The organism is Psychrobacter sp. 1Y1 (assembly GCF_051847395.2).
In the GTDB taxonomy this organism is placed as follows: Bacteria; Pseudomonadota; Gammaproteobacteria; order Pseudomonadales; family Moraxellaceae; genus Psychrobacter.
This window is the reverse complement of record NZ_JBPYDF020000001.1, coordinates 617019-633538: the sequence shown is the minus strand read 5'-3', so window position 1 is coordinate 633538 and position 16520 is coordinate 617019. Positions and strand designations below refer to the sequence as shown.

At 42.8% G+C, this 16520-nt stretch carries 12 protein-coding genes; 7 read left to right on the top strand and 5 right to left on the bottom strand.

Annotation, left to right across the window (positions count from 1 at the left end):
- Positions 1-108: 108 nt before the first annotated feature.
- Positions 109-1050 (bottom strand): DUF808 domain-containing protein, encoded by a 942-nt coding sequence (locus ACS8FA_RS16725; RefSeq protein WP_102090795.1) that lies wholly within the window; start codon positions 1048-1050, stop codon positions 109-111.
- Positions 1051-1454: 404 nt separating this feature from the next.
- On the opposite strand from ACS8FA_RS16725, the gene ACS8FA_RS16720 reads away from it, so the two are divergent.
- From ACS8FA_RS16720 to ACS8FA_RS16700, 5 genes are all read left to right on the top strand, one after another.
- A complete protein-coding gene (locus ACS8FA_RS16720; protein ID WP_439264224.1) occupies positions 1455-2306 on the top strand; it encodes a DsbC family protein in 852 nt (283 codons plus the stop codon).
- A gap of 416 nt (positions 2307-2722) precedes the next feature.
- A complete protein-coding gene (locus ACS8FA_RS16715) occupies positions 2723-4063 on the top strand; it encodes a homoserine dehydrogenase (RefSeq protein WP_439264222.1) in 1341 nt (446 codons plus the stop codon).
- 109 nt (positions 4064-4172) lie between these two features.
- Positions 4173-5354 (top strand): thiolase family protein, encoded by a 1182-nt coding sequence (locus ACS8FA_RS16710; RefSeq protein ID WP_290175493.1) that lies wholly within the window; start codon positions 4173-4175, stop codon positions 5352-5354.
- A gap of 398 nt (positions 5355-5752) precedes the next feature.
- Positions 5753-6601 carry a DUF2382 domain-containing protein gene (locus tag ACS8FA_RS16705; RefSeq protein ID WP_102090798.1) on the top strand — a complete coding sequence of 283 codons (849 nt, stop codon included), beginning with the start codon at positions 5753-5755 and terminating at the stop codon, positions 6599-6601.
- A gap of 243 nt (positions 6602-6844) precedes the next feature.
- Positions 6845-7411 (top strand): YsnF/AvaK domain-containing protein, encoded by a 567-nt coding sequence (locus tag ACS8FA_RS16700; RefSeq protein WP_439264220.1) that lies wholly within the window; start codon positions 6845-6847, stop codon positions 7409-7411.
- 124 nt (positions 7412-7535) lie between these two features.
- Here the strand turns inward: ACS8FA_RS16700 and ACS8FA_RS16695 are convergent, their stop codons facing one another.
- Positions 7536-8069, bottom strand: a complete 534-nt coding sequence (locus ACS8FA_RS16695) for a hypothetical protein (protein WP_439264218.1) — start codon at positions 8067-8069, stop codon at positions 7536-7538.
- Positions 8070-8310: 241 nt separating this feature from the next.
- Positions 8311-11112: a preprotein translocase subunit SecA gene (secA, locus tag ACS8FA_RS16690; RefSeq protein ID WP_439264217.1), complete on the bottom strand. Its 2802-nt coding sequence runs from the start codon at positions 11110-11112 to the stop codon at positions 8311-8313.
- A 455-nt stretch (positions 11113-11567) separates the two neighbouring features.
- Between secA and mutS the strand changes: the two genes are divergently transcribed.
- Positions 11568-14681, top strand: coding sequence for a DNA mismatch repair protein MutS (gene mutS, locus ACS8FA_RS16685; RefSeq protein ID WP_439264215.1), 3114 nt, complete (start codon positions 11568-11570; stop codon positions 14679-14681).
- 92 nt (positions 14682-14773) lie between these two features.
- Positions 14774-15097: a ferredoxin FdxA gene (gene fdxA / locus ACS8FA_RS16680; RefSeq protein WP_439264213.1), complete on the top strand. Its 324-nt coding sequence runs from the start codon at positions 14774-14776 to the stop codon at positions 15095-15097.
- Positions 15098-15208: 111 nt separating this feature from the next.
- Here the strand turns inward: fdxA and ACS8FA_RS16675 are convergent, their stop codons facing one another.
- Both ACS8FA_RS16675 and tfpZ read right to left on the bottom strand, forming a co-directional pair.
- The gene (locus ACS8FA_RS16675; protein WP_439264211.1) at positions 15209-15658 is read right to left on the bottom strand and encodes a pilin; all 450 of its coding nucleotides are present in this window, start codon (positions 15656-15658) and stop codon (positions 15209-15211) included.
- Between the two features lie 118 nt (positions 15659-15776).
- Positions 15777-16511 carry a TfpX/TfpZ family type IV pilin accessory protein gene (tfpZ, locus tag ACS8FA_RS16670; protein ID WP_439264210.1) on the bottom strand — a complete coding sequence of 245 codons (735 nt, stop codon included), beginning with the start codon at positions 16509-16511 and terminating at the stop codon, positions 15777-15779.
- Between the last annotated feature and the right edge of the window lie 9 nt (positions 16512-16520).

Below are 16520 nucleotides of genomic sequence, written 5' to 3'. Positions count from 1 at the left end.
GCTCAAACGTAAAAGCCCCAAAGCTATTCGTAGCTTTGGGACTTTTTATTTTAATACAGTCAAACTTACTTGCTAATTCAAACGAGAGACAATAAAAAGCAGATAAGCTTAGTGCGCAGAAGACGCTGTGTCATCTTTACCACGCATTTTGCCAATAGTAGTAACAATAGCTACTACAATAGCGCCAACAATCAGTCCGACTAATCCATTTAACAATGACGCGGTTAACCCTTCAAATACCCCAGTAAGATGGGCAATGTCTTCTACACTATGATGCAAAAAGCCTATACCGTGAACGATAATACCACCACCAACTAAGAACATCGCAATCGTACCCGCTATGGATAAAAACTTCATAAGCTTTGGCGCAGCTGCAAGCATAAATTCGCCAAACTTGCGCTTACTATCACCTGCTTGTGAGTTTTCAATCAAATGCAGACCCGCATCATCAATCTTGACGATGCCTGCAACTAAGCCGTAGATACCGACGGTCACGACAGCAGCCACTATCGAAAGTACGATGCCTTTTTGGACAATATCGCCACCAGCTGCTGTAATTGCGCCTAAAGAGATAACAATAATCTCAGCTGACAAGATAAAATCGGTCCGTATGGCACCTTTGATTTTGTCCTTTTCAAACGCGACCAAATCTACCGACTCATCTGCGTTAGCCTTTAAACGGGCATTTTGCTCTTCATCATGAGGCAACAATTTCGGCCAAAACTTGTGAATGACCTTCTCAGCCCCTTCATAACTCAGGTATAACCCTCCGATCATCAATAGCGGAGTAATCAACCACGGTATAAAATAACTGATCAATAGCGCCGCTGGTACTAAAATCACTTTGTTCACGGCAGAGCCTTTGGCAACTGCCCAAATGACGGGGAGCTCACGATTTGGCTTAACCCCTGTGACCTGCTCGGCATTGAGTGCTAAATCATCACCAACTAAGCCCGCGGTTTTTTTGGCGGCAACTTTGGTCATGACGCTCACATCATCCATTAAAACGCTGATGTCATCGAGTAAGGTTAATAAACTGGCACCTGCCATGTGTGCTCCTTAAAGCAAATTTGTTAAAGTAAGTCGTTCTCAAATAGTTTATACAACGCATTTTATATAGATTTTTATAAAAACAATGCGATTAGCCTTAGACTACAAGTTCAAGCAACTATGTTAAATAGCACAAATGTATCTTGTTTTTTGAATTTATGTTGATAGCTATTCTTCAAAGTTGGCTTTATTGATACTTCTTGGCAGTCTTCCGTTCGCTATTATTTGGCGTAAATATGGTAATATGAAGGATGTTATTACCTATCTTTTATTATCAATAAGTTATAAAAACTTCTTCAATGTTAGACCTTTAAAACACTGCCAAGACACATTACTATATAGAAAAGTTTATAGCGTTTTTATAACGAACTCATGATTAGGCGCGATGCCTATAGGAAACCCGTATGCCGTTCCCCACTATCAAAAATACCACCTTACGTAATCCTCTTTCTCGTACCGTTCTATCTCGTTTTATGATGAGTGCGCTGTTAGTTGGTATCGCTGCTGGCTGCTCAAACAATGCCGCTGATGCAACCAGCAATACTAGCGTTGTAAACGCTGCCCAGACAAAAGCCACTACTAATCCCTCAGCTGGTAATGATGCAACCGTGGTGAAGGCGTTACAGGCGAACCTAAAAAGCTCTGGTATCGAGGAAACTATTGTCTCGGCTGTACCGACAGATATGGATGGTATTTATTGGGTGACCGCTGAAGGTCTACCTTCTTTCTTTACTGATAAAGCTGGCAAGCATATTATTCAAGGTCAGATCATCGCTGTGGGTGATGCCGCTCCGGTTGATATCAGTGCCGCCCTAGTTGCTACGACAGCACAAGAAGCGCTAAAAGCCGTCGATAAAAAAGACATGGTGATTTATCCAGCAAACGGTGAAACCAAGGCTGTCATCTATGCCTTTACCGACGCAGACTGTGGCTACTGTCGTAAACTACATTCTGAAATGGATGATATCAATGCGCGTGGTATCGAGGTTCGTTATCTGGCATGGCCACGCAGTCAAGAGTCTGTACCAAAGATGGAAGCGATCTGGTGTAGTCAGGATCGTAAAGCGGCAATGGATCAAGCAAAAATCGGTGCCAACGTACAAGCCCCTAGCTGTGCCACCCCTGTCCAAGAACATATGGCTCTAGGCTCAAGACTTGGTGTGCGTGGTACGCCTGCGGTATTTACCGAGACAGGACAACAAGTAGGTGGCTACTTGCCTGCAGCAGAATTGGCACAAGCAATAGGTGCTAACTAATCATTTGAGTTACCAGTATTAGTTACTCATATTAACAACTAATATTGGCAATCAAGCATAAATGATATATACATATGCCAAACAAGATTGAAGCTACTGCTTTTTTATAATCGTAAGCTGATATAACCTTGATGACGTTGTCTTTATAACATTGGCTTTTATGGTATTAGCCTTTATAACATTGGCTTTTATGAGATTGTATAGACGTCACAATGCCTTGTCGGTATGATACGATAAAGCACGATGCAAAATGAGCAACACCCTTTTTATTTGAGCTTTTTTTATTCAACTATGATGAAGTAGATAGGCAGGCAGTACTAGACAATGCGCACAGACGTTATGTTTGATGTCGCAGACTCATTTGACACTGTCACCGCTTATAATGACTTCATTGTATTTAACCTCTTGAGGATACTGTGAGTAATTCCATCAAACTAGCGATACTTGGTCTGGGCACCGTCGGAACGGGCGTGATCAATCTGATCAATGACAATTTAAATGAGCTAAAACGCCGTAGCGGACGCGACATTATTATTACCGAAGTCGGTACGCGTCGTCAGCGTGATGATATTGATACCAATATCATGCAAAACAGCGATCTGATGGCAATTGCCGCAAGCGATAACGTCGATATTGTTATCGAAGTGATTGGTGGTACCACCTTAGCCAAAGACGTCATTATGCAGGCCATCAAAAACGGCAAGCATGTAGTCACGGCAAACAAGGCTCTACTCGCTGAACACGGTAATGAGATCTTTGCCTTCGCTGAAGAAAACAATGTGCATGTTGCTTATGAAGCAGCGGTAGCAGGCGGTATTCCGATTATCAAGGTAATGCGTGAAGCACTGGCTGCCAACAAAATAGACTGGCTCGCGGGTATCATCAACGGTACTGGCAATTTTATCATGACCGAAATGCGTGATAAGGGCCGTCCTTTTGCCGACGTATTAAGCGAAGCGCAAGAGTTAGGTTACGCAGAAGCAGATCCTACTTTTGATGTTGAAGGTATTGATGCTGCTCATAAATTGGCGCTACTCGCCTCTATCGCTTTTGGTATTCCGCTACAGTTTGATAAAGTTTACTGTGAAGGTATTACTGGTATTACCCTGCAAGACGTGAATTATGCCGAAGAGCTTGGCTACCGTATCAAGCATTTAGGGTTTGCCGTACGCCGAGATAGTGAAAACGGTGGTGACGCAGGGGTTGAACTACGCGTACATCCAACACTTATTCCACAAGATGCGCTACTGGCGAACGTCAATGGTGTAAAAAACGCAGTATTGGTCAACTCACATCCTCTAGGCCAGACGCTCTATTGCGGCGATGGTGCTGGTGCTGGTGCAACCGCTTCTGCCGTAATGGCTGACGTCATGGATTTGGTTCGTGTGCTGGGTAGCAAAGACCGCGACGATCAGAGCAACACTGGACATCATGTCCCGCATTTAGCATTTATCCCTGACCAGCTATCAGACACACCTATATTGCGCGCTGATCAGATGGTAACTGGATATTATTTGCGTGTGCATGCTTATGATAGCCCAGGCGTACTGGCAGATATCACGCGCATCCTAAGTGATGCCGGTATCAATATTGATGCAATCTTGCAAAAGCCTGCGCATAAAGTAGGTCAAGTGCCGGTGATTATTCTGACGCTACCTGTGGTTGAGAGTCAGATGAATCTTGCTATCGAAAAAATTGAAAAATTAGAGACCATTACTGATAAAGTGGTACGCATACGATTAGATGAGCTAGCATAAACCACATACTGAAGAAGACAGATGCTTATAATATAAGCAAAAGCTAGCCAATCGGCATCTGATTTCTTGGTAGATACTTAATCAAAACGCACAACAAGGAATAATAACGATGTCAAATGATGCAATTGTAATCCTAAACGGCGCACGTACACCAATGGGTGGCTTTCAAGGCGCACTAAAAGACATGAGTGCTACCGAGCTGGGTGCCGCCGCTATCAAAGCTGCTGTCGAACGCTCAGGTGTTAGTGCTGACAGTGTTGATGAAGTCATTATGGGTTGTATCTTGACGGCAGGTCTGGGTCAAGGCCCTGCTCGTCAAGCCATGCGCAAAGCAGGTCTACCGGATGCGACTGGTGCTGTCACAATCAACAAGCTTTGTGGTTCAGGTCTAAAAGCAGTCATGCAAGCGCATGATGGTATCAAAGCGGGCAGCTTCAACGTCGCTGTTGCAGGTGGCATGGAGTCAATGACCAATGCACCATATATCATGCCAGGTTCACGTGGCGGCTATCGTATGGGTCACAAAGAAGTCAAAGACCATATGTTCTTAGATGGCCTAGAAGATGCTGATACTGGTAAGCTAATGGGTATGTTTGCTCAAGAAATGGCCGATGAAAAAGGCTATACACGTGAGCAAATGGATGAGTTTGCTATCGAGTCATTGAACCGTGCGCTGACTGCTATCAAAGACAACCACTTTAAAGATGAGATCGAGCCTGTTACGTTTGCAACGCGTAAAGGTGAGCAAACTGTTGATACCGATGAGCAACCTGCCCTTGCTAATGCTGATCGCATTCCTACTTTACGTCCAGCATTTGCTAAAGACGGTACGATTACTGCTGCAAACGCTAGCTCAATCTCAGACGGTGCTGCAGCCGTCGTAGTAATGAAAGAGTCACAAGCGAAAGCTGAAGGTCTTGATTATCAAGCTCGCATTGTTGCTACTGCCTCAAACTCACGTCACCCAAGCGAGTTCACCATTGCGCCAATCGGCGCCATTGAAAAAGTATTAACAGGTGCTGGCTGGTCAGTAGATGATGTGGATCTATGGGAAATTAACGAAGCCTTTGCGATGGTTACTATGGCTGCAATGGACGAGCTGAAACTTGACCATGCTAAAGTAAATATCGAAGGCGGTGCATGTGCCCTTGGTCATCCAGTAGGCTGTTCAGGTGCTCGTATTCTAATTACGCTTATCAACTCTCTAAAACGTACTGGTGGCAAAAAAGGTATCGCAACGCTATGTATCGGTGGTGGTGAAGCGGTAGCTGTTGCTATTGAACTTGCTTAAATAAAGCAGGTCTAACTGACTTAAAGTAAGTTAGCTGAATAATACTTAGATAATTATTGTTTATTGAGAAACCGCATTGCTAATGGTAATGCGGTTTTTTTGTGTCTGCTTTCTTTCGATGAATGTTGAATATTACTCTGTGTAAAGACTCGTTAACTTCTACCCCCTCCTATGTTATGCCACTTACAGCCTATTACACGCAATTACTGCAAGTGCACACTTTGCTACCTTGCTTATATATCTCATCAAAAATCACGGTGTTAGGATAGCTACAAGTTGATAGGGAAGCTATTCATTTGGCTTACCATTAACTGTAATAAATACGGTTCTACTAAAAATTAATAACAACATCAACCATTACATTATAAAAAATAAACTCGCAAAAAAGGAATATAACAATGAGTCAACTAATCCGTTTAAAAGATATTCAAGCTACTCATCAAGACTTAATTGGTGATGACTATTATGACCCAACGCACAAAACTGCTTACGGTATCAATGAAGAAAAAATCGGTAAAATCGAAGGTGCCTTAGTAGAAGACACTACTGGTCGTATTCGTTATTTAATCGTAGATGCAGGCGGCTGGTTTAGTTCAAAAGAAGTACTGGTACCAGCAGGTTTAGCCCGTATCGTTGGTGATGATGTCTTCTTTGATAGCTTGACCAAAACACAAGTAGAAGCCATGGAAGTATACGATCACGATTATCAATACAGCTATAAAGAGCAGTACGAAAGAGATCGTCAAGCATTTACTGCTGATACACTCCCTGTAGAAGATCGCGTCGATATTGCAGACCACTCTTATGATGCACCAAATACATTAGAGTTATTAGAAGAGCGTTTAACGGTAAACAAAGACCGTATCGTTGCTGGTCTAGTAAAAGTAGGTAAGCATGTCGTTACTGAAGAGCGCAATGTCGATGTAGATCTAGAAGAAGAACATGCCAATATCCAACGTACTAGCGTAGATCGCCCAACAGATCGTCGTATTGGTGATCTCGATGCTACTGAAACAGTTGAAGTTGAGCTACAGGCCGAACGTGCTCGCGTCAGCAAAGAAACCTATGTTTCTGAAGAAGTAAATGTTGGCAAGACGACCGATCATCACACTGAAACTGTGGTTGAGACCATTCAACGCGAAGAGCTAGATGTTGATGGTGACGGCAACGTGGTTGACCGTGAAGGTAACTTAGTAGACCGTGATGGTATCACAGCAGAAGATGTACGCCGTGCTCGTGGCATGTAATATGCTAATAAGTCATAGTTTAACGACGTAAATTTCCTATATCGTCAGTTAAATATGATAGTAATAATCAGCTAAACTCATATGTTTGGCCATTAAGATCAGAGCATGTCTCTGGTCTTTTTTGTATTCATAACATGAGCGAATGGTTTATAGTATTAAATGTAGCTAGTTAATATATGTAGTTGGCATATAACGTTTTAGATTGTTGAAAACTCATCATTTTATAATTATAAAGGAACAACAATGACTACTGAAAATGGAAACAGCCTTTACCAAGATGACTTGGATAAAGAACAAAATATCTCAACGAAGCAGACGAATAATACCGTCAATGTTGGACACTTAGAGCTATTAGAAGAGCGTCCTGTCATTAACAAAGAACGCTTAGATGTGGGTAAAGTAACCGTCACCAAGCATTCACGTACTAAGACTGTTGAAGTGCCAATTGAGTTGGTAGAAGAATATATCACCATTCGTACTGGGTACAATGACGCAGAAAGCCAAGATTTACTCTCTGGTAACTACGATGAAAAAGATATATTGCGCCACGTCGAGCCTTCTTTGGATAGCAAAGCTGTAGTGACCATTAATGGTAAACAAATAGAGATTGGCGATGCACCGATTGATATTGTGCTATCTCGCCAAGTGGCTACTATTACCAAAGACACCTACGCTATTCAAGATATCGAAATTAACAAAAGCACCCATGTGCATACTGATAGCATTCAAGTAGAGCTCAAGCATGAAGAGTTAGATGTGACTGAAGAAGGTCTGTTGGCTCATGGTTCTGATACAACTCCGTTAAAATAAGCGCTGATAGTTTAGCCACTACGAAATTGTATGATTGATAAAGATTATTTCACAACATAAAAAAGCAACGCTATCTTAGCGTTGCTTTTTTAATGCCTATCACTTACTAAATATTGAAGACAAATTACGAAGCTTCATTACACTCGAATGTATTAACATTTGACTCATCTGCACCCGCAGTACGCATGACGCCAGTTTTACGAGCTTCGTGCCCTACACGCCACTGTGTGAAGCCTTGACCACCATCAATTGCGGTCGCCACTTCAAACACTTCAGGATTACTACCTTCATTGGTCTGGTTCAACGTTACTGTACCCATGTCGGTTGCGACAACAACTTGATTGGCATCTTCTTTATAAGTCGCCTCAACTTTTAGTTCAGGTGTACATAGATATGACATTTGCATCACGCCGCTGTTTACTGAAGCGGTGGTATCACCTTCTACTTCGTTAAGTGAAGCATCTTCGGTATCGACAACGACATCACTAGGTTCAGCAGGCTCCGCTGACATTGGAACAGACTCTTCTGTATTAGCACCGTCTTCCATGCCCGACTCTGGCTCTGCCTGTTGCTGACAAGCACTAACTGTCAAGGCGCCAGCCAACAAACTTGTTAAAATTACTGAGCTGCGTACTTTTTTTAAGAATTCTACACTCATGACACTCTCCCAAATAAATATGTTAAACACTATAGCGTGTCCATAAATTCACGCCTATGCTGAATTTGTAAGTAATCAATACAAAGTGTTTGTTGGACTTAGTCTAGCAAGTTTTAAGTTTGCATAAGTTATCTAACAGATATAAAAAAGCCCCTATCTACTTAAGATAAGGGCTTTTTCAAGTAAGAGCTTGCTTTAACAGCCTTTCAATACATAGCTATTAAATTATTATGACTAACGACTAGATTTTACCATGACACTGCTTGTACTTGAGACCTGAGCCACAAGGACACGCTGCATTACGACTGATATTCATACCTGCATATGGATTTGGTTCATTAGCATTACTACCGTTACCTGGTATAGCAGCACCAACGCCAGCTGCCGCAGCACCGCTGTTTATATTGCGGCTTTGTGGTTGCGGCTGAGCAGCTGAACCACTCGCATTGCTATCCAAGTTATCTACATCGTCATGCTCAAACTGCATTTGCATATGGGCAGCGTTCTCACGTTGCTGAATTTCTAATGCTTCTAGTTCTTCTTTGGTTGGGATATGAACACGTGACAAGTCTTGTACGGTCTCAGACTTAATCGCACCAAGCATCATCTGGAACAATTCAAACGACTCACGCTTATATTCCTGCTCAGGGTTTTTCTGTGCATAACCACGCAAATGAATACCTTTACGTAGCTGATCCATTTGCGTTAAGTGCTCTTTCCAATGCTTATCTAGACTCTGTAGCATGAAATGACGCTCAAGCTGAGCGGCGTCCTTTTCACCCATCTGCTCACGGCGACTGTGATAACGATCTATCGCCGTTTGAACGATTTTCTCACGCAGCCCTTCTTCATCCAGACGGCGATCTTCATCTAACCAATCATTAATCGGCATCGAGATTTTGAATTCGTCTTCTAACTCGTCTTCTAAGCCGTCAATATTCCACTGGTCGTCAATAGAGCCAGGCGGAATAAACTGATTGATCATCGCGTTATATACTTCATGATGCATCACTTCGATGGCTTCTAATAAGTCCATCTCTGCTAATAAATCATCACGCTGACCATAGATAACTTTACGCTGCTCATTGGCAACATCATCGTATTTCAGTAGGTTTTTACGAGCATCAAAATCGCGACTCTCAACTTTACCTTGCGCGTTTTCGATCGATTTAGAGACCATTTTATGTTCGATGGCCTCATCTTCTTTGAGGCCCATCGCACGCATCATATTGACCACGCGATCGCCTGCGAAGATACGCATAAGATCATCTTCGAGCGATAAGAAAAAGCGTGACATACCAGGGTCACCCTGACGACCAGCACGACCTCGTAACTGGTTATCGATACGGCGTGACTCATGGCGCTCAGAGCCGATGATATGTAAACCACCAGCTGCTACGACTTGGTCATGTTTGACTTGCCATTGAGACTTTAGACGCTGCATCTCTTCCGGGCTCACCGCATCGATATCTTCGATAAACGACTGCCAGTTACCACCAAGGATAATATCCGTACCACGCCCCGCCATGTTGGTGGCGATCGTGACTGACTTTGGACTGCCTGCCTGTGCAATAATTTCTGCTTCACGCTCATGCTGCTTGGCGTTTAGAACGTTATGCTTAACGCCTTCTTGGTCGAGCAAGTAAGACAACTCTTCACTGGCCTCAATCGTCGCTGTACCAACCAGTACTGGCGCGCCTTTGGCTTGAATTTCTTTAATTTCGCGAATGATGCCTTTATATTTGCCTAACTTGGTTAAGAAAATCTGGTCATCCATATCGATACGAGCAATTGGCTCATGCGTTGGAATCACGATGACATCTAGATCGTAAGTAGATTTGAATTCTGCCGCTTCGGTATCAGCGGTACCCGTCATACCAGATAACTTGTCATATAGACGGAAGTAATTCTGGAAGGTCGTTGTGGCAAGCGTTTGGTTCTCTGCTTGGATCTCAACGTTTTCTTTCGCTTCTACTGCTTGATGCAAGCCTTCTGACCAGCGACGACCAGGCATGGTACGGCCTGTATTTTCATCAACGATGACCACTTCGCCTTCATCCACGATATAGTGAACGTTTTTGACAAACACATGATGCGCACGAATGGCAGCTTGAACGTGAGCCAAAAGTGGCAAACGACTTGGGCTATATAAGCTTTCGTTTTCACCCAGCTCGCCCACTTCGATTAAGAAGCGCTCGATTTTTTCATAGCCTTTTTCGCTGATCTCAATCTGGCGATTTTTTTCATCAATCCAGAAGTCTTCTTCTTCGTTATTCTTGTTTGCTTCTTCGTCTTTTGAACGAATCAGCACAGGAATAATCGTATTAATCAACGCGTACATGCGTGATGAATCTTCAGCTTGACCCGAGATAATAAGCGGCGTACGAGCTTCATCAATCAAGATAGAGTCAATTTCATCAATGATACAGAAGTTTAGCGGGCGCTGTTTTTTCTCAGCAAGACTAAAGACCATGTTATCGCGCAGATAATCAAAACCGTATTCGTTATTGGTACCATAGGTGATATCAGCTTGATAAGCTTCGATTTTTTCTTGCGGCGGCTGCTGTGAGTAAATCACACCAACAGTCATACCCAAAAACCCGAACAACGGACGGTTTAGCTCAGCATCACGCGCGGCCAAATAATCGTTGACCGTGACCAGATGAACCCCTTTACCGCTGATCGCATTTAGGTACATGGCCAAGGTTCCCATTAGGGTTTTACCTTCACCAGTTTTCATCTCAGCGATTTTACCTTCGTGCAAGGTGATACCACCGATCAGCTGCACGTCATAGTGACGCATGCCATTGACACGCAATGATGCTTCGCGGCAGACAGCAAATGCTTCTGGCAATAATGCATCTAAGCTTTCGCCTTTTTGATGTCTGGCTTTAAATTCTTCAGTTTTTTGTTGTAGTTGCTCATCAGACAGGGCTTGTATTTCAGCCTCTCGTGCGTTGATCTTGCTGACCACTTTACGCATGCGTTTTAATTCGCGGTCATTTTTGGTGCCAACCACACTGCCTATAATCTTTGATAACATAATTTTTTGACCTATGGAATATTCGATAATTAGTGCGCATTAGCCAAAGCTTAGCTCTCTGCCTTGTCATCACCCGACTAAGTACTACCTAATTTAGTATCGCCCAATTAAGTGTGCCGTCATTATATATGGTTATGACGCTGATGGATACAAGGGCAGCGAGTAGATATTTGCCACAGTAAAAACCTAGTAGGACGTGTTAAAATAGCGAATACCTTGTTAAATTTCTTAGCTTTTTCAGCGACTTTATTTGTTTGTCACGGTTTGATTTCTATACGCTTGCTATCGCTGTATCTTGGCTCAAAATTTGTCGTGGAGCCATTTATCTATAAGTGACTAGCTTCTTGATAAAACCAAAGCTATCTATCAAACTCATATATAAGACAAATGACCCTTTAGCATCCTTATCACAAAATACTCATTACAACCCATTAAAGCACTATAAGAGACTCTGCATGACCGTAAAGCCATCTGTACAAAATCAGTCGTCAAATCCTAATTCATCAGAAAAACCCTTATCAAAACAAGAGACCTCTGACTGCTTAAATATAGGCGATGACGTCTACAACCTAGCAGACCATACGCCGATGATGGTGCAATATCTAACCATGAAAGCCAACTATCCACAAGCATTGCTCTTATACCGGATGGGTGACTTCTATGAGCTGTTCTTTGACGATGCTAAGCGTGCGGCACAGATATTGGATATCACATTGACCCGCCGTGGTACGGATAAAGCAGGTAACACGATAGCCATGGCGGGCGTGCCCTTCCATGCAGCCGATAGCTATATGGCACGCTTGATCGCTGCTGGTCAGACAGTAGTCGTATGCGAACAAATTGACGAATCAGCTACTGGCACTAGCAGCCCGTCCAATACACCGACAATGGGCGAGAAGCAAAAGAAAGACAAAAGTAAATCTGCTGCTGGTAGCATCATGCGCCGTGAAGTGGTTAAAACGCTGACCGCTGGTACGATTACCGATGATGCGTTAATCGCGCCCAATCATACACCGACCGTGGTCGCGATTGATATTGCAATGCCAAAAGGTAACAGCAACCAAGCTTTGCAAGCCGCCATTAGTCAAATGGATTTAGCCGCTGGGACGTTAACGACGCAAACAGTAAATGCTAATAATGACGATATCGAAGGCTTACAAACTCAAATGCTGACGGTGCTCGCACGCTTTGCCCCGAGTGAATGTATCATTAGCGAGGCACTCAGTCACAGCGATGTAAATAGTAGTGGTAATGGCGAAGATTGGTTGACATGGCTACGGCAAAATCTTGATTGCCCTATCATCGAAGTCGCTGCCAATGACTTTCACCGTGAGCATGCCAGCGCAACTCTTTGTCAGCAGTTTGAGGTACAACGCCTCGATGGTCTAGGAGTTAGCGATGCCACGCTTAGCCAATCTAGCTGTGCCGCCCTTATTCATTATGCACGGCAAACCCAACAGCGCCATGTGCCACAAGTTAACCAGCTTATCGTCGAGTACAGCGATGACTATCTAATCATTGATGCCAATAGTCAGCAAAATCTTGAACTGTTTACCCCCGTCAGCAGCAATGGAACGTCGCTGATATCCGTGCTCAATCACTGTCAGACGCCGATGGGACGTCGTTTATTGGTGCAGCAAATGAAGCGCCCATTGCGTCAGCATTCAAGTATCAATATGCGTCTAAATGCGATAACTTGTTTGCTAAACCCAAAGAGTGACTCAATTGGATCAAACCAAGATGTAAAAGATAGCTTATTGGTTACACGTTTACGAGAAATGCTGAATACCATTGGCGATATTGAGCGAATCAGCAGTCGAATCGGGCTAATGAGTGCTAAACCTCGTGACTTACGCAAGCTTGCCGATGGTATCGCTAGTAGCGCCCAGCTTACTACCTTATTAATAGCATCGGGAATCAGTCCTGAAGACGCTGGCCTATTACCAATGTTGATGCAGCAATTGCCAGATCAACTACCTGCTGTTCAATCCGTCGCCGAATTAATCGAACGCGCTATTGTCATTGAACCGCCTGCGCATATCCGCGATGGAGGAATGCTAGCAGCGGGCTTTGATGAAGAGTTTGATCGCCTTACTCATTTGCATGACAATATTCAATCGACGCTAGACGAGATGGTCGAGCGTGCCCGTCAAGACAATCAATTACCGAGTCTAAAAGTTGGCTTTAATAAAGTCAGCGGCTTCTATTTCGAACTGCCCAAAATGCAGGCGAAGAATGCCCCTGCCCACTTTATCCCTCGGCAAACGCTCAAAAGTAGTGAGCGCTTTATCACTGATGAGCTAAAGGAAGTCGAGACAGAATATCTAAGTGCCCAGTCCTTAGCGTTAGCTCGTGAAAAGCAGCTGTATCAAGAGCTGCTAAATCAATTAAACCAACATTTGGCTGATCTACAACAGCTTAGCGCTGCTATCGCCCAACTAGATGTGCTAAGCAATTGGGCCCAACTTGCCATGACGTATAACTGGCAGCGCCCAACCATGGGTCTACATACAAAAGACCAAAGCGAATCAGTAGCCAAAAGTCAAACCAATATCGATATTCGTCAAGGTCGTCACGTTGTGGTCGAAGCGGCATTGAATCAAACAAATGCGAATAGTAGGAACGGTAATTCATCAAGTACAAACCACTTTGTTGCCAATGACTGTGCACTAGGTAGTAACGAGCATCCCGAAAGGCTGCTTCTTATTACTGGACCTAATATGGGTGGTAAGTCGACCTATATGCGCCAAACGGCTTTGATAGTCCTACTCGCGCATTGCGGCAGCTTTGTGCCAGCAGCTAGTGCTCATATTGGTGATATCGATCGCATCTTTACACGCATCGGCTCAGCTGATGACTTGGCTGGTGGCAAATCGACCTTTATGGTAGAGATGATTGAGACAGCTAATATCTTAAATCAAGCAACGAATAAATCGCTCGTGCTGATGGATGAAGTCGGACGCGGCACCGCTACTACGGATGGGCTAGCAATCGCCCACGCTTGCGTCAATCGCTTGGTCGAGATTGGCTGCCTGACATTATTTGCCACCCATTATTTTGAACTGACAAAATTGGCGCAGAGTACAAATCACGCTGAAAGCAGCCATGCTAATATTCGTAACGTGCATGTCGCCGCTAGTGAAGTCGATGGCCAATTATTGCTATTGCATCAAATACGTGAAGGCGCTGCCAGCTCTAGCTTTGGACTACATGTCGCTAAGATGGCTGGTATTCCAACTCAGGTATTGAATGATGCCAAGCGCTATTTAGTAGACAACTTAAAAATAGACACCCTAAAAGCGCAAAACGAAAAAGTTGCTATCGATAAAGTTGATGACAAAAATGAATTAGCTAAGTCAGTAAAGGATAAACGCCAGCAGGCTTATAATGACGAGGCAGAAAAAGCAAATAGCAGCAGTAATAGCCAAACTAGAACTACGAATAATAATCCACAGCAAAATCAGCTATTTAGCTTGCAAGATGAGCTTAACGCTATTAACCCTGACAACCTAACACCCAAGCAAGCGCATGACCTGCTCTATCATCTTAAGAAATTCATTAGTCATTAAAGGGAATTGTCAAATAGCCGTAAAGGCGCTAAAATATGCCTTATTTTTCAACTATTCTATTTTGCTCAATCCAATAACAGGTAGACATCACTATGACCTTTGTCGTTACAGATAACTGCATTCTTTGCAAATACACCGACTGTGTAGAAGTCTGTCCTGTGGACTGCTTTTATGAAGGCCCGAACTTCCTCGTCATCGATCCTGATGAGTGCATCGACTGCGCGCTATGCGAGCCTGAATGTCCTGCAAATGCCATCTTCTCAGAAGATGAAGTGCCCAAAGGGCAAGAGATGTTTACGGAGCTAAATGCTGATCTGGCCCAAAAATGGCCGAATATCACTGAAATGAAAGGGCAATTGCCAGAAGCGGCAAAGTGGGATGGTGTGGAAGGTAAGATTCAGTATTTAGAGAAGTAGATAACCGATTACAGCTCTTTAGATTTCTGAAGATAAAAAAACCACCTAACAGATATATATTGCTAGGTGGTTTTTTATTATCTTAATACTCTATTACTATGATTGATAAAATTACTTGCATGCGGGCGGTAAATAAGCTTTAAGAATACCTGTTGAGGCTCGGCATTGCCAAGTACCATCAGCAGCTCGATCAAGAATAAGACTTTGATTAGATAAATAGCTTAATTTCTTAATTTGGCAAGTTATAGCATTTTGGGCTATGCCGTTTATACTCGGAGCTGTCACGCTAAACTGACAATAATCGCTATCAGTTGGCATATTCAAACCGCTCACTGTAAAATCTACTACACTCTCTCCTTCGTCAATCAATATCTCATATGGTAGTCTGAAGTGATTTAATTCTTGATAAACTATCACTAAATCAGTTCTTCTAATATTTACTTGATAGCTAACTGTAGCTATCGCTGCCAAGATACCAATTATTGTGATAGTTACCATTAGTTCTAACAAGGTAAATCCTGACTCGGATGAAAGATAACGGTTTGAATTTAATAACAGCATAGTAGCAAATCAGATAATGAGTAATACTCTCTTATTGCACAAGATATGCCACTCCGCTTCACATGGCGATATTCATTTTTTGAACTAAGCGTTCTTTCTATAAACAAAGGTATAATTATTACCAAGGACGTAAGTCAACAATAGCAACCACAGTACCGCCCTTATTTTTATTAATAAGAACAGTCATGTCTTTATTTGAAGTAAGGGGTAAAAAGCTATCAGCTTGGGGATATTTTTTAAGTATTTCATCTATCTTTATTGAAGAGTTGTACTGATTTAGCGCTGCTAACTGTAAACTATTTTTTATAACTAGTGATTTAGCAGCTTCGAAGTCTCGATAAAGCTTTGGACGCTGTGTGGGTTTAATACCATAATTTGTTTCTGTCATTATTATATCAAGTTGCTCATTTGGATTATTGGTAGAAATATCGACATAACGATACTCAGGACCAAATGTAGGCAAAACCATAGGATGTTCTGGGTCATCAATCAGCTCATTAACCCTAACTAACTCAAATCTATCGATCACATAGGCTATCCAAACTGGTCGCGCTTCATACACTGAATATAAGCCGTAGATCAAAGCACTCAATTGAAATAATGCGATAACTGATAAGTCCATTATTAAAGTTTTTTTATTCTTTTTATATACTATAAACGTTAATAACGGCCCCAATATCAAGTCTACCACAAGCATCATTATAAATATTTTACTGACATCAGTAGCTTTGAACAAAGGCGCAGGATACCAAACATTGGTGATAATCATATAGCATATTACTGCTAGGATAGCGCTAACACCTAAGTGAATAAAAGTCGTTTTCATTTTATCTTTGATAACTGCTGATATCACCTGTCACAC